This is a genomic window from Mycobacteroides immunogenum (assembly GCF_001605725.1).
GTDB classification, from domain to species: Bacteria; Actinomycetota; Actinomycetes; order Mycobacteriales; family Mycobacteriaceae; genus Mycobacterium; species Mycobacterium immunogenum.
Genome location: NZ_CP011530.1, coordinates 4244691 through 4264519, shown reverse-complemented (window position 1 = coordinate 4264519; position 19829 = coordinate 4244691). Strand labels below are relative to the sequence as shown.

Genomic DNA, 19829 nt, shown 5'->3' with positions numbered 1-19829 from the left:
GGGACAATGGGGCCGGTGAGCACGACTTCGACGACAACGGACGGCCCCCCGCCGAACACGGGTGAGGCGACCGCGCAGGCGGTCGTCGACCTCGGTGCCATCGCCCACAACGTCCGGTTGCTGCGTGAGTACGCCGGATCGGCGCGTCTCATGGCGGTGGTCAAGGCCGACGGCTATGGGCACGGCGCGGTGCGGGTGGCGCGTGCCGCGCTCGGCGCCGGTGCCGACGAGCTCGGAGTGACCACCGTTACCGAGGCGCTGCGGATTCGTGCCGCGGGTATCGACGCGCCGCTGCTGGCTTGGCTGCACGCACCGGGCGCCGACTATGCCGGCGCGCTGAACGCCGATGTCGAGGTGGCGATTTCGTCGCTGGGTCAGCTCGGCGAGCTGCTCAAGGCGGCGCGATCCACCGGGCGGCAGGCGATCACGTCGGTCAAGGTGGATACCGGGCTCAATCGCAACGGGGTGCCCGCCGAGTACACCCGTGACCTCTTCGAGGCGTTGGCCAAGGCGCAGGCCGAGGAGGCGATTCGGGTGCGCGGCATCATGTCTCACTTCGCGTATGCCGATGAGCCGGGCAATCCCACCATTGACATGCAGATCGGCCGGTTCAACGAGGCGCTCCAGGTGGCGCGCGGCGTCGGCGTGCGTTACGAGCTGGCGCATCTGTCGAATTCGGCGGCCACCTTGACGCGTCCGGACGCGCGGTACGACATGGTGCGCCCGGGTATCGCGGTGTACGGCATCAACCCGCTTGGAGCCGCGGAGTCGGCGACATCCAACCGCGGCCGAACTTCCGTTGACCTGATCCCGGCGATGTCGTTGACGTGCGCGGTGTCCTCGGTCAAGCCGGTACGGGCCGGTGAGGGCGTGTCCTACGGGCATGTGTGGACGGCTCCGCGCGACACCAACGCGGCGCTCATCGGGCTCGGCTATGCCGACGGCGTGGTGAGGGGACTGGGCAACCGCTTCGAGGTCGCCATCGGCGGGCGCCGGTATCCGAACATCGGCCGGGTGTGCATGGACCAGTTCGTGGTCGACCTGGGTGACAATGGGGCCGGGGTCCAAGCAGGCGATGTGGCAACCCTTTTCGGGCCCGGCACCGGCGGCGAGCCGACGGCACAAGACTGGGCGGATCTGCTCGACACCATTGCCTACGAAGTGGTTACCGGCCCGCGGGGCAGGGTGGTGCGGACGTACCGGGATGTCAGGGCCGTTGAGTAGCAAGTCGAACGCCTGGTTGGCCGGCGTCGCGGGTCTGGGGGCGGTGGTGACGGTAGCCGGTGTCGGCACCGCCCGCTCCCTCGGTAGGCGCGGCTTCGATGACCCCTACCGCGACGAGGACTTCGACCTGCTGGAGACCGATCGCGGCAGCATCGTGATGACCGATGACGGTGTCCCGCTTGCGGTTCGCGAGGTGGGCCCATCCAGCGCGCCGCTGACCGTCGTGTTCGTGCACGGTTTCTGCCTGCAGATGGCGTCGTTTCATTTTCAGCGCCGCGAGCTTGCCGCCCGGTGGGGCGACAACGTGCGGATGGTCTTCTACGACCAGCGTGGACATGGCCGTTCGGGCGCGCCCGCGCCCGCCTCGTGCACCATCAGACAGCTCGGCGATGACTTGGAAACGGTGCTGCGCGTGCTGGTGCCGAAAGGTAACGCCGTCTTGGTGGGGCACTCGATGGGCGGCATGACCATCCTCGCGCACGCCGGGCGCCATCCTGAGCAGTATGGCCGCCGGATCGTCGGGGTGGGCCTGATCGCCAGTGCGGCCGAAGGTCTTTCGCATACCGCGATCGGTGAGGGACTGCGCAATCCGGCACTGCGCGTGCTGCGCACGGCGGTGCATTACGCGCCCCGTCCGGCCCACCACGGGCGCGGCGCGGTGAAATCACTGGTAGGTCCGGTGCTGCAGGCGGCGTCGTACGGCGGCCAGCGGGTAAGTCCCACGCTGGTGAAGTTCAGTGCGCGGATGATTCACCAGACGCCCGTCACCACCATTGTGGATTTCCTGCGGGCACTGGAGGAGCATGACGAGACCGCGGCGCTGCCGATCATCGCGCCACTGCCCAGCCTGGTGGTATGCGGGGATACCGACATGTTGACCCCGCATACCCAATCGGAGTCCATGGCAGCGCAATTGGGGGCCAGCGGCCACACCGAGCTGATCCTGGTGCGTGAATCGGGGCATCTGGTGCAGCTGGAACATCCGGGAATCGTCAATGACGGTATAGACCGGCTGGTCAGACGTTCAACGCCAACACTTTTCGCCGCGATCAAGCAGCGACTGCGGGATCGGACCGGGCTGTGATCGATGAATCGGGAAGCGCGGCGCTGCCGACGCTGCAGGACACCCTGGAGTTCGGGGAAAAGATCGGGCGCGGGCTCACCGCCGGCGACGTCGTGGTGCTCAGCGGGCCGCTGGGGGCCGGAAAGACCGCACTGGCCAAGGGAATCGCGCAAGGCATGGATGTCGACGGGCCGATCACCTCGCCGTCGTACGTGCTGGCACGGGTTCATGAGGCGCGGCGGCCCGGAGCCCCGGCGCTGGTACATGTGGACGTCTACCGGCTGCTGGAACATCGCGATGCCGACCTACTCGGTGAACTCGACTCCCTGGACCTGGACACCGATCTGGATGACTCGGTGGTCGTCGTTGAATGGGGAGAGGGGCTGGCCGAGCGGCTCTCGGCGCATCACTTGGATATTCGGCTGGAACGTGCCCCCGGTTCCGATGAACGCACCGCGACCTGGCATTGGAGCCGCGAACCGTGACCGTAGTACTTGCCCTCGACACCGCCACCCCCGCCATCACGGCGGGGCTCGTCCGGCGCGCGCCGGACGGATCGGTGCGACCGTTGTCCGAGCGAATCACCATGGGCGCCAAGGGACATGCCGAGGCACTCACGCCGAACATCGGGGCGGCCTGCGCCGATGCCGGTGTCGCGGTCGGTGAGTTGGGCGCGATCGTGGTGGGCTGCGGACCCGGTCCGTTCACCGGGCTGCGCGTCGGCATGGCGACAGCGGCGGCCATGGGTCTGGCTCTGGATGTTCCGGTGTACCCGGTGTGCACCCTGGACGCCATCGGCTATGACACCGCCGGCAGCGTTCTCGTCGTCACCGACGCGCGCCGGCGTGAGGTGTACTGGGCGGGATATCGCGACGGCACCCGCGTCAGCGGCCCGGCCGTCGACGCACCCGCGGACGTGTCCTTGAACGGTTACACCCAGATCGCCGGATCACCCGATCACGCAGCGCTTTTCGATCTTCCGGTGCTGGATCGTCAGTATCCGTCGCCGTCCCGGCTGGTGCAGGTGGCGGACTGGGACCGGCCTCCTGGTGCGCTGACTCCGCTGTATCTGCGTCGCCCCGACGCCAAAGAACCTCGTCGATGAGCATCGAGCTCAAGCCGCTGCGCCGCCGCGACGCCCGGCGGTGTGCGGCACTGGAGGCGGTCCTGTTCGAGGGCGACGACCCCTGGCCGGAGTCTGCCTTCCTCGCCGAGCTCGCGTCGGCGCACATCTTCTATCTGGCGGCACGGGACGGACACACGCTGGTGGGGTACGGCGGGATCTCCCGGTTGGGACGTAATGAGCCCGAGTATGAGATTCACACCATCGGCGTGGATCCGGCCTATCAGAAACAGGGCCTGGGACGGCGCCTGTTGGATGCGCTGCTCGCACACGCAGACAGTGATCCGGGGCCGGTGTTCCTGGAGGTCCGCACCGATAACGAGGCCGCGATCGCGTTGTACCAGGGCGCCGGTTTCGAGACCGTCGGCTTGCGCAAGCGGTATTACCCCGGTAGCGGAGCAGACGCCTTCACCATGAAACGCCCTGCCCACGGCGAGGTGAAATAGGCTGATGCTGCCATGACAGTCATCCTCGCCATCGAAAGCTCCTGCGACGAAACCGGAGTGGGTATCGCCGAACTGACCCCCGACGGGTCGGTCGTGCTGCTGGCTGACGAGGTGGCCTCCAGCGTCGACGAGCACGCACGTTTCGGTGGAGTGGTGCCCGAGATCGCTTCCCGTGCACATCTGGAGGCACTCGGCGTCACCGCCCGGCGCGCGCTGGATATCGCGGGTGTACAGAAGCCGGATGTGGTCGCCGCGACCATCGGTCCCGGGCTGGCAGGTGCGCTTCTGGTCGGGGTATCGGCCGCCAAAGGGCTGGCGCTGGCCTGGGGGGTGCCGTTCTACGGAGTGAACCATCTCGGCGGACATATCGCCGCCGACGTCTATGAAAACGGGCCGCTGCCCGAATGCGTGGCGCTGCTGGTTTCCGGCGGGCACACCAGCTTGTTGCACGTGCGGTCACTGGCCGAGCCCATTGAAGAGCTCGGCGCCACCGTCGACGATGCGGCCGGCGAGGCCTACGACAAGGTGGCCCGACTACTCGGGCTGGGCTATCCCGGCGGCCGGGTGCTTGACGAGCTTGCGCAACAAGGTGATTCGTCAGCGGTTCCGTTTCCGCGGGGTATGACGGGTCCGCGTGATGCCAGGCACAGTTTCAGCTTCTCCGGACTCAAGACCGCGGTGGCGCGCTACGTGGAAAAACATGGCGCGGAAGCCGATTTTTCCCGGGCCGATGTGGCCGCGGGGTTCCAGGAGTCGGTGGCCGATGTACTGACCATGAAGGCGGTGCGCGCGGCGACGGACCTGGGCGTCTCCACCCTGCTGATCGCCGGTGGCGTGGCCGCCAACTCGCGGGTGCGGGCGCTGGCCGAGCAGCGGTGCGCCGAGGCCGGCCTGACGCTGCGGGTGCCGCCGCCGCGACTGTGCACCGACAACGGCGCGATGATCGCCTCGTTCGCGGCGCACCTGGTGGCCGCGGGCGCCGAGCCGTCCTCGCTGCAGGCCGCCGCGGATCCCGGGCTACCGGTGGTGAAGGGACAGGTGCGGTGAGTGATATCGCGGACCGGCTGGCCATCACAGACCTGCTGTACCGCTACGCCGAGCTGATGGACGCGGGGGATTTCGACGGGGTCGGCCAGCTGCTGGGCCGCGGTTCCTTCGGTGGGGAACAGGGCAGTGTGTCGGGGGCCTCGGCCATCACCAAGCTCTTTTTCACGACGACCCGCCGCTACCGGGAAACCGGCGGCACACCGCGTACCAGGCACCTGGTGCTCAACCCGATCGTCGAGGTCACCGGGGACGGAGCTGCCTCGGCCCGATCGACGTTCTGCGTGGTCCAAGCCACCCAGCAGCTGCCGTTGCAGCCGATCGCGGTGGGCCGATACCGCGACACCTTCGGCCACGACGGGCAGGGTTGGTATTTCAGCTCGCGGCGGGTGGATGTCGAGATGGTCGGCGACGTCTCGGCTCATCTGCTGATGGATCCCGGCGCGTTGAGCGGTTAGGGAGCAGCCCACCCTTGAGCGCTAGCACTCTCATGTATAGAGTGCTAGATGGCGATCGGTTGACGTCGTGTCGGCACCCGCGACGACGACGCGACACTCATCCGGCCGCCGAAACATCTATTGACAATCCAGGCTCATGGGCACCAGGCCCACCGAGCCACCCTGAGAGGGAAAGGGATCACTGTGGCCGTGAACATCAAGCCACTCGAGGACAAGATCCTCGTGCAGGCCAATGAGGCCGAGACCACGACCGCTTCCGGTCTGGTTATCCCGGACACTGCCAAGGAGAAGCCGCAAGAAGGCACCGTCGTCGCAGTTGGCCCCGGCCGCTGGGATGAGGATGGCGAGAAGCGGATCCCCCTGGACGTGTCCGAGGGCGACGTCGTCATCTACAGCAAGTACGGCGGCACCGAGATCAAGTACAACGGCGAGGAGTACCTGATCCTGTCGGCTCGCGACGTGCTGGCTGTCGTTAGCAAGTAACACCATGTGACCGCCCCGGAAATGACCTGCGATGCAGGCTATTTCCGGGGCGGTACGCGTTTTACCCATTCCTGTCCGGTGCTGAGAAAGCCGACTAGAGAGAACACATGAGCAAGCTGATCGAATTCAACGAGACCGCGCGCCGCGCCCTGGAAGCCGGGGTCAACAAGCTGGCCGACGCGGTCAAGGTCACGCTCGGTCCCCGTGGACGGCACGTGGTGCTGGCCAAGGCATTCGGCGGCCCCGCCGTGACCAACGACGGTGTCACCATCGCTCGCGACATCGACCTGGAAGACCCGTTCGAGAACCTGGGCGCCCAGCTGGTCAAGTCGGTGGCGACCAAGACCAACGACGTTGCCGGCGACGGCACCACCACCGCAACCGTGCTGGCGCAGGCGCTGGTCAAGGCCGGTCTGCGCAATGTGGCCGCGGGCGCCAACCCCATCGCGCTCGGTGCCGGTATCTCCCGCGCCGCGGACGCGGTGTCCGAGCGGCTGCTGACCGTGGCCGCGCCGGTGTCCGGCGAGCACGCCATCGCCCAGGTGGCCACCGTGTCCTCGCGCGATCCCGAGATCGGCGAGCTGGTCGGCGAGGCCATGACCAAGGTCGGTGGCGACGGTGTCGTCAGCGTCGAGGAGTCCTCGACCATCAACACCGAGCTGGTCATCACCGACGGTGTGCAGTTCGACAAGGGCTACCTGTCGCAGTATTTCGTGACCGACTTCGACGAGCAGAAGGCGATCCTGGACGACGCGCTGGTGCTGCTGCACCGCGACAAGATCAGCTCGCTGCCGGACCTGCTGCCGCTGCTGGAGCTGGTGGCCAAGGAAGGCAAGCCGCTGCTGATCGTGGCCGAGGACGTGGAGGGCGAGCCGCTGTCCACCCTGGTGGTCAACGCGATCCGCAAGACCCTCAAGGCCGTCGCGGTCAAGGCGCCGTTCTTCGGTGACCGCCGCAAGGCGTTCCTGGAGGATCTGGCCATCGTCACCAACGCACAGGTGGTCAACCCCGATGTGGGTCTGTCGCTGCGCGAGGTCGGTATCGAGGTGCTGGGCACCGCCCGCCGCATCGTGGTGAGCAAGGACGAGACGGTCATCGTCGATGGTGGCGGTTCCGAGGAGGCCATCAAGGCACGTGTCGCCCAACTGAAGGCGGAGATCGAATCCACCGACTCGGACTGGGACCGCGAGAAGCTGCAGGAGCGCCTGGCCAAGCTGGCCGGCGGTGTTGCGGTGATCAAGGTCGGCGCCGCCACCGACACCGCCCTCAAGGAGCGCAAGCACCGCGTCGAGGACGCCGTCGCGGCAGCGAAGGCTGCCGTGGAGGAGGGGATTGTCGCCGGTGGCGGTAGCGCCCTGGTGCAGGCCCGGTCGGCGCTGGACGGCCTGCGTGTCGAGCTCAAGGGTGACGAAGCCAAGGGCGTCGACGTGTTCGAGGCCGCGCTGTCCGCGCCGCTGTTCTGGATCGCCGCCAACGCCGGGCTGGACGGGGCCGTCGTGGTGAGCAAGGTCGCCGAGCTGGATGCCGGACACGGCTTCAACGCGGCAACGCTGGAGTACGGCGACCTGATCGCCGATGGCGTCATCGATCCGGTGAAGGTGACCCGCTCGGCCGTCATCAACGCGGCGTCGGCGGCTCGCATGATCCTGACGACCGAAACCAGCATTGTGGACAAGCCGGCCGTGGAGGCCGACCACGGGCACGGTCACCACGGGCACGCGCACTAGTTCTGTTCAACGAAAGCACCCCCGGACCTACAGGACCGGGGGTGCTTTCGTTTCTGCGGGGGTTTACTTGACTGATGGCTATTCAGATGTCGCGATGGGCGGCGCTTGCCCTGACCGGGCTGCTGCTCTCGGGTTGCGAGGCGCATTTCAGTCTGGGTTCGTCGTCTCCCGAACTCGCCAAGGCGAAGTTGGAGGCCGGGCTCAAGGACGCGATCACGGAGAAGACAGGTGTCGCGCTCACCAACGTGCGCTGTGACGGGCCGCTGAAGGGTGAGAAGGGCGCTACCCAACGCTGCGCTGTCGTCGATGGCGAAGGTAAGACGATCGGCGTCACCGTGACGGCCACCGGTGTCGAGGGGACGAAGATCTCGTTCAACTGGAAGGTCGACGACCCGGCGCCCGGCGCCGCCACATAAAGCCCCGCAAACGTCGGGCCCCCGTCACCAGGTGGGTGCGGGGGCCCGACGCATCGCGCTGCGTATCAGGCGGTGCGGCGTACTCCGCGGCGCAGAATCAGTTCACGCTCGGACTCGGAAAGCCCGCCCCAGATTCCGTACGGCTCAGCAACGGCCAGCGCGTGTGCGCGGCACTGCACCAGCACCGGGCAGGCCCGGCACATCTCTTTGGCCTTCATCTCGCGCTGTGCGCGAGCGCGGCCGCGTTCTCCGTCGGGATGGAAGAACACCGACGAATCGACTCCTCGGCAAACACCCTTCATCTGCCAATCCCAAATATCTGCGTTGGGCCCAGGCAATTGCTGTGGCTGCGGCATGTGGTTAACCCTCTCGCTGCGCGCGCAGTCGACCTGCGCGTGAGTGAAGTAGCACCAGACGTGTCGCCAATGACAAGCGGTGTAAACAACGTAGGTGCGCGGTAGAAATCCAGTCAATAGGCGATGATCATGGCAACATCACACCATTAGGTCCAGAATTAACATCACGTTCATCGTCTTTGCTCATGCCTGGTACGTAAGGGTCGCTCACCTGCGTGGTCAGCCGGTTTTGGCCGTGGGTTTTCCGTTTCCTTAACGCTGCGTTCGCGAAGTGTTCACAGCTCCAGTTGATGTCGATTTAACATCTGCTGCATCAACTGTTAACGCCATATTTGGCGGAATTGGTACGGTGGCCGCTCCCATGGTGACTTCTCCGACCTCCGCGACGGCAGTACTTCTCGATGCTGCCTTCGGTGCCGGTCCAGCTACTTGGCCTCTGCCCAGGGCCTCGACTCCAGATGATGCCTGGTTGCGCGCCATCGCGCTCGGTGGAGCGGGAAGGTATGCCGCCGCGCACGCCGAATTGAGTGCCATCCCGGCATCGCGGCCCGGCAGGCTGGCCTCTCAGGCCCTGAGCGCCCGCGCATCACTGCTGCGTCAGCTCGCCTGGCATGCGCACGCTCGTGGGCTCGATGGGCGGGCGCTGGCGCTGGCCGGCACCAATGCCGAGGCGCGCTCCGACGCGCTTGTCGGGTTGGCCGCGGATGCGCTGGGTCTGGCGCGTTTTCCGCTTGCTCACGCATTACTGGAACAGGCCGCGCCGCTCGCCGGGGATGGTGACGTTCGTTGGCCGTGGCGTCTGCCGCTGCGGCTGGCCTGGGTACGGGCCGAGCTGGCCATGGTGTCCGGTGACGGGGCGCGCTCACTGCGGCACGCCCGCATCGCCGAAGAGCTCGCGCAGGAGGTGCCGTCGGTAAGGCACCAGGTCAAGACGGTGATGGTGCTGGCCGCTGCGCTCAGCAGCGTCGGCGATCTGGAAGAAGCCGCCGCGGTAGCCGCCCGCGGGTTACAGGCGGCCACCGTCCACAAGCTGGTACCGCTGCGGTGGGCACTGGCGGCAATGCTGGCCGGACTGCCGACGTGTGATGAGACGGGGCAAGGTGACGTAGACCTCGTTGCTGTTCGCCGCGAATGCGCCGCCTGGATTGCCCGCGCGGGCGGTCGTTGGCGCCTTGAGGTGGTGGACTAAATGTGCTGCCTGTTGGCGCCCACCGCTATTGTCCTAGGTAACAGCACCACAACGGTGCACCACACGTAACACTGGGGAATGCGCAGTCGATGACAAGTACGGAGAGCGGGCTCGACGATGTCGTTGCTGCTGCCGTCAATGGCGATCGCGACGCGCTTTCCGAGGTACTTAGTGCCATCCGGCCCGTCGTGGTGCGATATTGCCGCGCGCGTGTCGGAACGGCGGAAAGAAGTGGTCTCTCCGCAGACGATGTAGCGCAGGAGGTGTGTCTCGCGGTGATCGCAGCGCTGCCTCGCTACCAAGATCAGGGACGCCCGTTCCTGGCGTTTGTGTACGGGATCGCCGCACACAAGGTAGCCGACGCGCATCGTGCGATGGCGCGGGACAAATCCGATCCCGCCGAGAACCTGCCCGAGCAGTTCGACCGCCATGCCGGCCCCGAGCAGGAGGCACTGAACTCCGAATCATCGCGGCGCATGCAAGCGCTGCTGGAAGTGCTGCCCGAGAAGCAACGCGAAATCCTGATCCTGCGCGTCGTTGTCGGCTTGTCCGCGGAAGAGACTGCCGACGCGGTCGGCAGTAGTGCGGGTGCGGTGCGGGTGGCGCAGCACCGCGCATTACAGAAACTCAAGGCCGAGATGACTCGGGCGGGTGATCACCGTGGCTGATGGACGCGGATGGTTCCCGGGCCAGGGTGGCTGGCAAGAGAACGAGGGGCCGGAGGATCTCGCTGCGCTGCGGCGTACCAACCGGATGATCGACGCCATCGCGGCCGATCTGCCGGTGGCCACCTCCGACTCGGACGAGTACGCCGTGGCGATGATGCTGGCGGCGTGGCGCGAGGACGTCGGGCGCGAGCCGATGCCCGCCAAACCCACACTCGGTCAGGCGCGTAACGCGTTGCGCGACCGTGGCGGACGCTCGCGACTGCTGGCCACGACGGTCGGTTCGGCGGCCGCGGTGACGCTGCTGTTCGGCGGATTCGGTGCGGCGGTCTACCAATCACATCCCGGTGACGCCCTGTACGGGTTGCGCACCTCGTTGTTCGGGGCGCCTCCGGCAGTGCGCACCGATCCGGTGGTGCTGTCGGCGCAAACCGAACTCGCTCAGGTGGAAAAGCTTATTTCCCAAGGAGATTGGGAAGGAGCCCAGCAGCAGCTTGGAGTGGCCGCCGCGCGCGTCAACGAGGTCGGTGACGCTCAGCAGAAGGCCGCGCTGGCCAGCCGCGTGCAGCAGGCCGAAGTCAGGATCGACGCCAAGGACCCGCAGGCCACCGTGCCGCCGGAGATGGTGACAGAGACGCCGCGAATCATGTTGTCGCCGCCGTCGATCGCACCCGTCACCAGCACAACCAGTGACACGACCTCGACCACCGCGACGACCTCGGTGACGTCGACATCGGTCACCACGTCCGACACCACATCCACGTCGGCCCCCACCTCGACCGCCACGTCGACGCCGACGACGGAGACAAGCGGCTCGACCTCGGCGAGTACCTCCGCCGCCACCTCGACGAGCGTGACATCCGTGCCGACTTCCACGTCCACGTCGGTCACACTCACCACGACGCCGCCGAGTTCGGCGTCCGCGGTCACCTCGACTCCGTCCAGCGCGCCGCAAACGACGACGGTGCCCACGGTCACGCCCACGTCGGTGCCGGGCGTGACGCCGAGCGCTACGGCGCCGTCCACAGCGCCCATCGTGACCGTGCCCACGACGCCGGAAGGGGTGACCATCGTCACCACCCGGCCTGGTGTTGTGGACACTCCCGCGATCACCGCGCCGACGACGATCGAGGCGCCGACACCGATTACCCGCGTGCCGGATGCCGCGGTGCCGAACTATCAGGCACCCGTCAACAGCCCGGGGTCGGGCAACCTTCACGGGTCTCCGGGGTTCGGCGGGAACGCGGGTTCGGGCTCGGACGGACCGTCGCGGCACATGCCTGCGATGACGTCGATCCCGGCCGCACCGGCCAATCCGGGTGGTGGATCAGCGAATCAGGGGAGTGGATCGGGCACGCACGGGGGCGAGTAGGTCCATGGGGCCGAAATCACCCGAACGGTCAGCGGAACCCGTCGCGGTCCGTGGCCGCCTCGTTGAGCGAGGCATCGGCGTATCCACGGCAATAGTCCCAGGTCACGTAGGCTTCAGGCTCGGGGTCGAAGGCCGGTTCATGTGGGCGGACGGTGCCGTCAACCAGTAGCTGGAGCAGGTTGGCACGCAGCATGTCCCAGTCGTGGTAATGATCCTGCTGACATTCATCGCAGCAAACTACGAGGCCACGGATTCCCTTATGGGCCAACAATGCCTCGTAGACCGCGAGGTCGGCAAGATCCTCTTCCACCGCGATCCGCTCCTGCGGGTCGAGCGGCTGACCCGGCTCGATCGCATCGAGCGCGGCCGATGGATCGTGGGGGTCATCGGCGAACGGGTCCGGTGGCAATCCTGGCGGAAAGTGGTCGCGCACACTCTTAGAGTACGCAGTTCGCCGGTTCGCGCGCCAGCTCACGTGGGGCATGTCCGAGCACATATCCGCCGAGATCGGAACCCGGGCGAGCCGATAGGATGGGTGCACTCCTTCCTCGTTGCGCGCCCATCGCGCAACGGGATGTATACGACGGCTATCTGGCATGGAGGCGTGAATGACCATTGCGGCAGGGTCCGTCCACACCGGCGGTGACGATCCGCACAAGGTCGCCATGCTCGGGCTGACCTTTGATGACGTGTTGTTGCTGCCGGCGGCATCGGACGTGCTTCCGGCGGGTGCGAATACCTCGTCCCAGCTGACCAAGCGGATCAGACTGAACGTCCCGCTGGTCAGTTCGGCGATGGACACGGTGACCGAGGCACGGATGGCCATTGCCATGGCCCGTGCCGGGGGCATGGGCGTATTGCACCGCAATCTTTCGGTGGAGGACCAGGCCGGTCAGGTGGAGACGGTGAAGCGGTCCGAAGCCGGGATGGTGACCAACCCGGTGACGTGTTCTCCCGCGAACACTCTGGCCGAGGTCGACGCACTGTGTGCGCGGTTCCGCATCTCGGGTCTGCCCGTTGTCGACAAGGGCGGGGCGCTGGTCGGCATCATCACCAATCGCGATATGCGGTTCGAGGCCGATCTGTCCAAGCCCGTCGCCGAGGTGATGACCAAGCCGCCGCTGATCACCGCGCGCCAGGGAGTGACTGCCGATGCCGCGCTGGGACTGTTGCGGCGCAACAAGATCGAGAAGCTGCCCATCGTCGATGGAGACGGCCGGCTGACCGGCCTCATCACCGTCAAGGATTTCGCGAAGACCGAGCAGCACCCCAACGCCACCAAGGACAGCGACGGACGGCTGCTGGTCGGCGCGGCTGTCGGTGTGGGCGATGACGCGTGGACGCGGGCCATGGCGCTCGTGGACGCGGGTGTTGACGTACTGATCGTGGACACCGCGCACGCGCACAACCGCAAGGTGCTGGACATGGTCGGCAAGCTCAAGGCCGAGGTGGGCGAGCGCGTCGACGTGGTCGGCGGCAATGTCGCGACCCGGTCGGGTGCCGCGGCGCTCATTGAGGCGGGCGCCGACGCGGTGAAGGTGGGCGTGGGCCCGGGCTCCATCTGCACCACGCGTGTGGTGGCCGGTGTGGGTGCCCCGCAGATCACCGCCATCCTGGAGGCGGCGGCCGTGTGTCATCCGGCCGGTGTTCCGGTGATCGCCGACGGCGGCATGCAGTACTCGGGCGATATCGCCAAGGCGCTTGCCGCGGGTGCGTCCACGACGATGCTGGGGTCGCTGCTGGCGGGCACGGCCGAGTCGCCCGGTGAGCTGATCTTCGTCAACGGCAAGCAGTTCAAGAGCTACCGCGGCATGGGGTCCATGGGCGCCATGCAGGGGCGTGGTGCGACCAAGTCCTACTCGAAGGACCGTTACTTCCAGGACGATGTGTTGTCCGAGGACAAGCTGGTGCCCGAGGGCATCGAAGGCCGGGTGCCGTTCCGGGGTCCGCTGTCGACCGTTATGCATCAGCTGACGGGTGGCCTGCGCGCCGCCATGGGTTACGCGGGGGCCTCGAGCATCGAGGAGCTGCAGCGCGCCCAGTTCGTACAGATCACCGCGGCGGGGCTCAAGGAGAGCCATCCGCATGACATCACCATGACGGCCGAAGCGCCGAACTACTACGTGCGTTAACACCTCGGCGCGGTAAAGGAAATCAACATGCGTGACCTGGTCGAAATCGGCATGGGCAGAACCGCCCGCCGCACCTATGAACTCGATGACGTGAACATCGTCCCGTCGCGCCGCACCCGTTCCTCGCAGGACGTGTCGACAACGTGGCAGCTCGACGCCTACCGTTTCGAGATTCCGGTGGTGGCGCATCCGACCGATGCACTGGTGTCACCGCGCTTCGCCATCGAGCTGGGTAAGGCCGGTGGGCTCGGGGTCATCAACGGTGAGGGGTTGTGGGGCCGGCACGCCGATGTCGAGGCCCGCATTGCCGAGGTGATCGAGGTCGCGCAGAAGGAACCTGAGCCCTCCGCCGCGATTCGCTTGCTGCAGCAATTGCATTCGGCGCCAATCGATCCCGAGCTGCTGGCGGCGGCCATCGCCGAGGTGCGCGGGGCCGGTGTCACCACCGCGGTGCGGGTAAGCCCGCAGAACGCGCAGCTGCTCACGCCGCATCTGATCGCCGCGGGCATCGACCTGCTGGTCATCCACGGCACCATCGTGTCGGCCGAGCGGGTGGCCCGCGACGGCGAGCCGCTAAACCTGAAAACCTTTATCTCCGAACTGGATATCCCTGTCGTAGCCGGTGGCGTGATCGACCATCGCACCGCTCTGCATCTGATGCGGACCGGAGCGGCGGGCGTCATCGTCGGGTACGGGCAGACCGCGGGCGCGACCACCAGCGGTGAGGTGCTGGGTGTCAGCGTGGCGATGGCGACCGCCATCGCCGATGCCGCCGCCGCGCGCCGCGAGTATCTCGATGAGACCGGTGGCCGGTACGTGCACGTCTTGGCCGACGGCGACATCCACACCTCAGGAGACCTGGCCAAGGCCATCGCCTGTGGTGCCGATGCCGTCGTGCTCGGGACCCCGCTGGCCGCGGCGCAGGAAGCCGCAGGCGAGGGATGGTTCTGGCCGAATGCCGCCGCGCATCCGTCGCTGCCCCGTGGCGCGCTGCTGCAGGTGGCGGTGGGGGAGCGGCCGCCGTTGAGCGAGGTTCTTGCCGGGCCGTCCGACGACCCGTTCGGCACTTTGAATCTTGTTGGTGGGCTCCGCCGTTCGATGGCCAAGTCCGGGTACTGCGATCTCAAGGAATTCCAGAAGGTCGGCCTGACCGTCAACTCTTAGACATGTGTCTACTTAGGGTGACCTAATTTACATTACCCCCCTCGTTGTATTCCATACTGGTCGGTAACGTGACCATGCGGAGGTAGGCCAACGATGTCATCACCGGTAGCAGTCCCTGTATCACCCGAAGCCGATACCGACTTTGACGTGCTCATCGTCGGGTCCGGATTCGGCGGGAGCGTCACTGCCATGCGATTGACCGAAAAGGGTTATCGCGTCGGCGTCCTGGAAGCGGGCCGGCGGTTCGCGGACGAGGAATTCGCCGAGACCTCATGGGATCTGCGCAAGTTCCTGTGGGCGCCGATGTTCAAGTGCTTCGGTATCCAGCGCATCCACCTGCTGAGCAACTGCATGATCCTGGCCGGAGCCGGGGTCGGCGGCGGCTCGCTGAACTACGCCAACACGCTCTACGTGCCGCCGGACCCGTTCTTCAACGATCCGCAGTGGAAGGGCATCACCGACTGGCGCGCCGAACTCTCGCCGCACTATGAGCAGGCCCAGCGGATGCTCGGTGTGGTGAAGAACCCCACCTTCACCGACGCCGACCGGCTCATCAAAGAGGTCGCCGACGACATGGGTGCCGGCGACACCTTCGTCGCGACACCCGTGGGTGTGTACTTCGGACCGTCTCACGATCAGACGGTGGGCACCAAGGAACCCGGCGTCAAGGTGCCCGACCCCTACTTCGGTGGTGCCGGGCCCGACCGGGTGGGCTGCACCGAGTGTGGTTCCTGCATGACCGGATGCCGGGTCGGCGCCAAGAACACCCTCGTCAAGAACTACCTGGGATTGGCTGAATCCAATGGCGCCCAGGTCATTCCGCTCACCACCGTCACCGCGGTGCAACAGGGCGCCGACGGCGTGTGGCGGGTCTCCACCAAGTCGACCGGTCGCTGGGTGCGCAAGCAGCGCAAGACCTACACGGCCAAGTACGTGGTGTTGGCCGCCGGCACCTGGGGCACGCAGAACCTGCTGTTCAAGATGAAGGACAAGGGCCTGCTGCCCAAGCTGTCGCAGCGCCTCGGCGTACTCACCCGCACCAACTCCGAATCCATCGTCGGTGCGGGCCGGTTGGAGTACAAGGACGACCTGGACCTCACCCACGGTGTGGCCATCACGTCCTCCTTCCACCCGACCGGGGACACGCATATCGAGCCGGTCCGTTACGGCAAGGGCTCCAACGCGATGGGTCTGCTGCAGACCCTGATGACCGACGGCGACGGGCCGAAGTCGAGGTGGCGCCAGCTGATTGAAAACGCGCGGGCCGACATGCGGGGCACGTTCCGGATGTTCAACGTGACGCAGTGGAGCGAGCGCACCGTCATCGCGCTGGTGATGCAGCACCTGGACAACTCGATCACCACGTTCACCAAGAAGACGCTGTTCTGGCGGCGCCTGGACAGCAAGCAGGGCCACGGTGAGCCCAACCCCACCTGGATTCCGGCGGGTAACGAAGCGACGCGCCGCCTGGCGGCCAAGATCGACGGGGTCGCGGGCGGTACCTGGGGTGAGCTGTTCAACATTCCGCTCACCGCGCACTTCTTGGGTGGCGCCGTCATCGGCACCGGCCCGGAGAATGGGGTCATCGACCCCTACCACCGGGTGTACGGCTACCCGTCCATGTATGTGGTGGATGGTGCGGCGATCTCGGCGAACCTGGGTGTCAACCCGTCGCTGAGCATCACCGCGCAGGCCGAGCGCGCCGCGTCGTTGTGGCCCAACAAGGGCGAGACGGATCTGCGGCCAGAGCAAGGTCTGCCGTATCAGCGGATGGCGCCGGTGCCCCCGTCGCACCCGGTGGTGCCGGCAGGTGCGCCCGGCGCGCTGCGGCATCTGCCGATCGAACCGGTGCGGTCGGTCAGCTAGTCCCCCGCAAGCGGGGCGCACCTCCATCGCCACTAAACTAAGCCAGTGGCGCAAACGGAGCAGCATGGCGACCGACCGGTACTGGTCATCGATTTCGGGGCACAGTACGCGCAGTTGATCGCGCGTCGCGTGCGTGAGGCGCGGGTCTTCTCTGAGGTGATCCCGCACTCGGCGAGCATCGACGAGATCAAGGAACGCAACCCCCGGGCCATCGTGCTGTCCGGTGGACCGTCGAGCGTCTATGAAGAGGGCGCGCCCCGGCTCGATCCCGGCGTATTCGATTTGGACGTTCCTGTTTTCGGGATCTGCTACGGCTTTCAGGCCATGGCACAGGCGCTCGGCGGGACCGTCGCGCACACCGGAACCAGCGAGTACGGCCGCACCGAGCTGACGGTTGCCGGGGGCGATCTGCACGAGGGCCTGCCCGGAGTGCAGCCGGTGTGGATGAGCCATGGTGACGCGGTTACCGAAGCGCCACAGGGTTTCACCGTGGTCGCCAGCAGCGAAGGCGCGCCAGTGGCGGCGTTTGAGAACCGGGAGCGGCGCCTGGCCGGGGTGCAATATCACCCCGAGGTGCTGCACTCGCCGCACGGCCAGCAGGTGCTGAGCCGCTTTTTGCACGAGTTCGCGGGCATCGAATCGGCCTGGACGGCAGCCAATATCGCCGAGACACTCATCGAGCAGGTGCGCGCGCAGATCGGCGACGGCCGCGCGCTGTGCGCGCTGTCCGGCGGGGTGGATTCCGCGGTGGCGGCGGCCCTGGTGCAACGTGCCATCGGCGACAGGCTGACCTGTGTGTTTGTCGACCACGGTCTGCTGCGCAGCGGTGAGCGGGCGCAGGTCGAGCATGATTTCGTGGCGGCGACAGGCGCCAAGCTGGTGACCGTCGACGCCTCGGAGACCTTCCTGGGCGAACTGGCCGGGGTCACCGACCCAGAGACCAAGCGCAAAATCATTGGCCGCGAATTTATTCGGTCATTCGAGGGCGCGGTCTCCGATGTCGTCGGCAATTCCGACGAGGGCATCCAGTTCCTGGTGCAGGGCACGCTGTATCCGGATGTCGTCGAGTCCGGCGGTGGTAGTGGCACGGCCAACATCAAGAGTCACCACAACGTGGGCGGATTGCCCGAGGATCTGACCTTCACCCTGGTGGAGCCGCTGCGGCTGCTGTTCAAGGACGAGGTCCGCGCGGTGGGGCGCGAACTGGGCTTGCCCGAGGAAATCGTTGGCCGCCAGCCCTTCCCGGGGCCGGGTCTGGCCATCAGGATCGTCGGCGAGGTCACGCCCGACCGGCTGGATATGCTGCGCCGCGCCGATGCCATTGCGCGCGAGGAACTTACCGCCGCGGGGCAGGACCGCAACATCTGGCAGTGCCCGGTGGTGCTGCTGGCCGATGTGCGCTCGGTCGGAGTGCAGGGCGACGGACGCACCTATGGACATCCCATCGTGCTGCGGCCGGTGTCCAGCGAGGACGCGATGACCGCGGACTGGACGCGGCTGCCCTACGAGGTGCTGGAGCGCATCTCGACACGGATCACCAACGAGGTTCCCGAGGTGAACCGAGTGGTGCTGGACATCACCAGCAAGCCACCCGGCACCATCGAATGGGAATGATCCGCTAACCGCGGTTGCGCCGGGTCGGAACCGCAACCAGCGCAACGCCGATGGCGATGGCGATGGCAATGGCGAGCCAGCCGAGCAGGTCGCTGTGGATCAGCTCGACGAAGTCCTCGCCGGTGAGAGCCCACCCTCCGATGAGCACCGCGACCAGTCCGGACAGGGCAAGAATGATGGAGGGCCGGGCCTTCTCCTTGCCGGTGGCGTCAGGTGCGGGTTCCGCCTGAGCTGCCACTTCCGTGTTGCTCGCGGCGATATCGGTATCGGCCGCCGGTTCATTGGTATTTTCAGGCACGTCGCACCTCGATACTTCCTACGTTGGCTGTGGCATTGATGGTCAATACCGGCCCGGTGCCGGTCGGCGAGGGCAGGCAGTCGAAGCTGCCCACGCTTACCTCGCATCTGGTGTGCACGTTCATGGACGGCGGAATCAGCACCTCGATATCGCCCATCCCGGCATCGATGTTCACGGTCCTGTCGCCGGTGAGTGTGACCTCGGTCAGGTCGAGGGTGATGGTGCCGATGCCGATCTCGTAGTAGTCGTCGATCTCGGAAGCCTCTGTGGGGCGGTAGCTTTGGTCGCCGACGTTGAGGGAAACCTCCAGCGGTCCTATCGAGGATGCCACCACGACGAAGCCGGCTAGCGGGATCGCTAGGAAGAGCAATGAGTAGCCGCTGCGCAGCCAGGCGCCCACCAGCATGCCCGCACCCACGATCACCAGCGCTGTCGCGGTGACTACCACCGGTGTCACCCAGCTGCCGCCGAGCAGCCCGATGGCCACGAGCACGGCGCTGACGATGAGCATCGCGCCGATGGTCACCGGGGCCACGCGGGACTTGGGCTTGGCAGGCGGTGCGGGTAGGGGAGTCGGGTCGGGTAGATCCCAGGTGAAGGGTGACATCCCGGGCGGATCCCAGGTGGGCGGAGGCGGTGGCAGCGGTGCTGACAACGGGTCGGCCTCCGTCTTGTGTACGTCCACCGGAGCCGTCACGGGGTCCGGCTGAGCACCGGCGGTGGGTGGCTGGTCGGTAGCGGACAGCGGAGCCGCCAGCGGCTCGCTTTGGCGCTGGTAGAGCAGATACCAGCCGCCGAGGAGCACCGCGGCGCTGACGAATCCCCAGGGGTCGCGATCGGGGCCGATGAACGGTCCGCCGATGAGCAGCAGAACGATGATCCAGAAGACCATCTTGAGCTTGGATTCGTGATACGGGGTGGTGTACCGGGCGGTGGGCATGAGGAGCCAGCACGCCACATACATGATGGCGCCCGCACCCCCGAAAATCGTTGTGACCACGAAAATTACACGGACCAATAGCGGATCCACGTTGTAGCGGTAGCCGATTCCTGCGGCAACACCGGCTAGCTTGCCGTGGCCGGGCAGCCGCAACGGACGAGTCCGCCACATGTCTGTCAGTGTGGAGGACGGTGTCCGTTTGGTGGTGGTATCCGTGTCCATGACAGCTATGGTGCCCAGTCACGCGCA

At 66.6% G+C, this 19829-nt stretch carries 21 protein-coding genes; 17 read left to right on the top strand and 4 right to left on the bottom strand.

The window, feature by feature from the left end:
- Nucleotides 1-6 precede the first annotated feature (6 nt).
- The 10 genes from alr (at nucleotide 7) to ABG82_RS21110 (ending at nucleotide 7984) form a co-directional block, all read left to right on the top strand.
- Complete coding sequence (alr, locus tag ABG82_RS21155) at nucleotides 7-1224, top strand: alanine racemase (RefSeq protein ID WP_043076527.1); 1218 nt, start codon at nucleotides 7-9, stop codon at nucleotides 1222-1224.
- Nucleotides 1217-2308: an alpha/beta fold hydrolase gene (locus ABG82_RS21150; protein ID WP_078343730.1), complete on the top strand. Its 1092-nt coding sequence runs from the start codon at nucleotides 1217-1219 to the stop codon at nucleotides 2306-2308. Before alr ends, ABG82_RS21150 begins: the two co-directional genes overlap by 8 nt.
- Nucleotides 2305-2772 (top strand): tRNA (adenosine(37)-N6)-threonylcarbamoyltransferase complex ATPase subunit type 1 TsaE, encoded by a 468-nt coding sequence (tsaE, locus tag ABG82_RS21145; RefSeq protein ID WP_043076529.1) that lies wholly within the window; start codon nucleotides 2305-2307, stop codon nucleotides 2770-2772. Before ABG82_RS21150 ends, tsaE begins: the two co-directional genes overlap by 4 nt.
- A complete protein-coding gene (gene tsaB / locus ABG82_RS21140; protein WP_043076530.1) occupies nucleotides 2769-3392 on the top strand; it encodes a tRNA (adenosine(37)-N6)-threonylcarbamoyltransferase complex dimerization subunit type 1 TsaB in 624 nt (207 codons plus the stop codon). Before tsaE ends, tsaB begins: the two co-directional genes overlap by 4 nt.
- On the top strand, nucleotides 3389-3856 hold the full coding sequence (gene rimI / locus ABG82_RS21135; protein WP_043076531.1) for a ribosomal protein S18-alanine N-acetyltransferase: 468 nt from the start codon (nucleotides 3389-3391) through the stop codon (nucleotides 3854-3856). The genes tsaB and rimI overlap by 4 nt, the downstream gene beginning before the upstream one ends.
- 12 nt (nucleotides 3857-3868) lie before the next feature.
- Nucleotides 3869-4903: a tRNA (adenosine(37)-N6)-threonylcarbamoyltransferase complex transferase subunit TsaD gene (gene tsaD, locus ABG82_RS21130; protein WP_043076532.1), complete on the top strand. Its 1035-nt coding sequence runs from the start codon at nucleotides 3869-3871 to the stop codon at nucleotides 4901-4903.
- Nucleotides 4900-5358, top strand: coding sequence for a nuclear transport factor 2 family protein (locus tag ABG82_RS21125; RefSeq protein WP_165589749.1), 459 nt, complete (start codon nucleotides 4900-4902; stop codon nucleotides 5356-5358). Before tsaD ends, ABG82_RS21125 begins: the two co-directional genes overlap by 4 nt.
- Before the next feature lie 183 nt (nucleotides 5359-5541).
- Nucleotides 5542-5841, top strand: coding sequence for a co-chaperone GroES (groES, locus tag ABG82_RS21120; RefSeq protein ID WP_005056050.1), 300 nt, complete (start codon nucleotides 5542-5544; stop codon nucleotides 5839-5841).
- Between the two features lie 107 nt (nucleotides 5842-5948).
- The gene (gene groL, locus ABG82_RS21115) at nucleotides 5949-7568 is read left to right on the top strand and encodes a chaperonin GroEL (protein WP_043076533.1); all 1620 of its coding nucleotides are present in this window, start codon (nucleotides 5949-5951) and stop codon (nucleotides 7566-7568) included.
- A gap of 86 nt (nucleotides 7569-7654) precedes the next feature.
- Nucleotides 7655-7984, top strand: a complete 330-nt coding sequence (locus ABG82_RS21110; RefSeq protein ID WP_043076647.1) for a DUF4333 domain-containing protein — start codon at nucleotides 7655-7657, stop codon at nucleotides 7982-7984.
- Nucleotides 7985-8049: 65 nt separating this feature from the next.
- Here ABG82_RS21110 and ABG82_RS21105 read toward each other — a convergent pair whose 3' ends face one another.
- A complete protein-coding gene (locus tag ABG82_RS21105; protein WP_005056056.1) occupies nucleotides 8050-8340 on the bottom strand; it encodes a WhiB family transcriptional regulator in 291 nt (96 codons plus the stop codon).
- Between the two features lie 361 nt (nucleotides 8341-8701).
- Between ABG82_RS21105 and ABG82_RS21100 the strand changes: the two genes are divergently transcribed.
- The 3 genes from ABG82_RS21100 to ABG82_RS21090 all read left to right on the top strand — a co-directional run bounded on the left by ABG82_RS21100 (nucleotide 8702) and on the right by ABG82_RS21090 (nucleotide 11566).
- Complete coding sequence (locus ABG82_RS21100; protein WP_043076534.1) at nucleotides 8702-9529, top strand: hypothetical protein; 828 nt, start codon at nucleotides 8702-8704, stop codon at nucleotides 9527-9529.
- Between the two features lie 89 nt (nucleotides 9530-9618).
- A complete protein-coding gene (locus ABG82_RS21095) occupies nucleotides 9619-10197 on the top strand; it encodes a sigma-70 family RNA polymerase sigma factor (protein WP_043076535.1) in 579 nt (192 codons plus the stop codon).
- Complete coding sequence (locus tag ABG82_RS21090) at nucleotides 10190-11566, top strand: anti-sigma-D factor RsdA (protein ID WP_043076648.1); 1377 nt, start codon at nucleotides 10190-10192, stop codon at nucleotides 11564-11566. Before ABG82_RS21095 ends, ABG82_RS21090 begins: the two co-directional genes overlap by 8 nt.
- Before the next feature lie 28 nt (nucleotides 11567-11594).
- Here ABG82_RS21090 and ABG82_RS21085 read toward each other — a convergent pair whose 3' ends face one another.
- Nucleotides 11595-11999 carry a DUF5319 domain-containing protein gene (locus ABG82_RS21085; protein WP_005056069.1) on the bottom strand — a complete coding sequence of 135 codons (405 nt, stop codon included), beginning with the start codon at nucleotides 11997-11999 and terminating at the stop codon, nucleotides 11595-11597.
- Between the two features lie 175 nt (nucleotides 12000-12174).
- Here ABG82_RS21085 and guaB point away from each other — a divergent pair, with 175 nt between their 5' ends.
- The 4 genes from guaB to guaA all read left to right on the top strand — a co-directional run bounded on the left by guaB (nucleotide 12175) and on the right by guaA (nucleotide 18342).
- Nucleotides 12175-13698 (top strand): IMP dehydrogenase, encoded by a 1524-nt coding sequence (gene guaB / locus ABG82_RS21080; RefSeq protein WP_043076536.1) that lies wholly within the window; start codon nucleotides 12175-12177, stop codon nucleotides 13696-13698.
- 27 nt (nucleotides 13699-13725) lie between these two features.
- Entirely contained in the window at nucleotides 13726-14862 is a 1137-nt protein-coding gene (locus tag ABG82_RS21075) for a GuaB3 family IMP dehydrogenase-related protein (RefSeq protein WP_043076537.1), read from the top strand.
- A 93-nt stretch (nucleotides 14863-14955) separates the two neighbouring features.
- On the top strand, nucleotides 14956-16728 hold the full coding sequence (locus ABG82_RS21070; protein WP_043076538.1) for an FAD-dependent oxidoreductase: 1773 nt from the start codon (nucleotides 14956-14958) through the stop codon (nucleotides 16726-16728).
- Between the two features lie 45 nt (nucleotides 16729-16773).
- Nucleotides 16774-18342 carry a glutamine-hydrolyzing GMP synthase gene (gene guaA / locus ABG82_RS21065; protein ID WP_043076539.1) on the top strand — a complete coding sequence of 523 codons (1569 nt, stop codon included), beginning with the start codon at nucleotides 16774-16776 and terminating at the stop codon, nucleotides 18340-18342.
- A gap of 4 nt (nucleotides 18343-18346) precedes the next feature.
- On the opposite strand, the gene ABG82_RS21060 is transcribed toward guaA, so the two are convergent.
- Nucleotides 18347-18640, bottom strand: a complete 294-nt coding sequence (locus ABG82_RS21060) for a hypothetical protein (protein WP_043076540.1) — start codon at nucleotides 18638-18640, stop codon at nucleotides 18347-18349.
- Nucleotides 18633-19802, bottom strand: a complete 1170-nt coding sequence (locus tag ABG82_RS21055) for a PspC domain-containing protein (protein ID WP_043076541.1) — start codon at nucleotides 19800-19802, stop codon at nucleotides 18633-18635. Before ABG82_RS21055 ends, ABG82_RS21060 begins: the two co-directional genes overlap by 8 nt.
- Nucleotides 19803-19829: the final 27 nt, after the last annotated feature.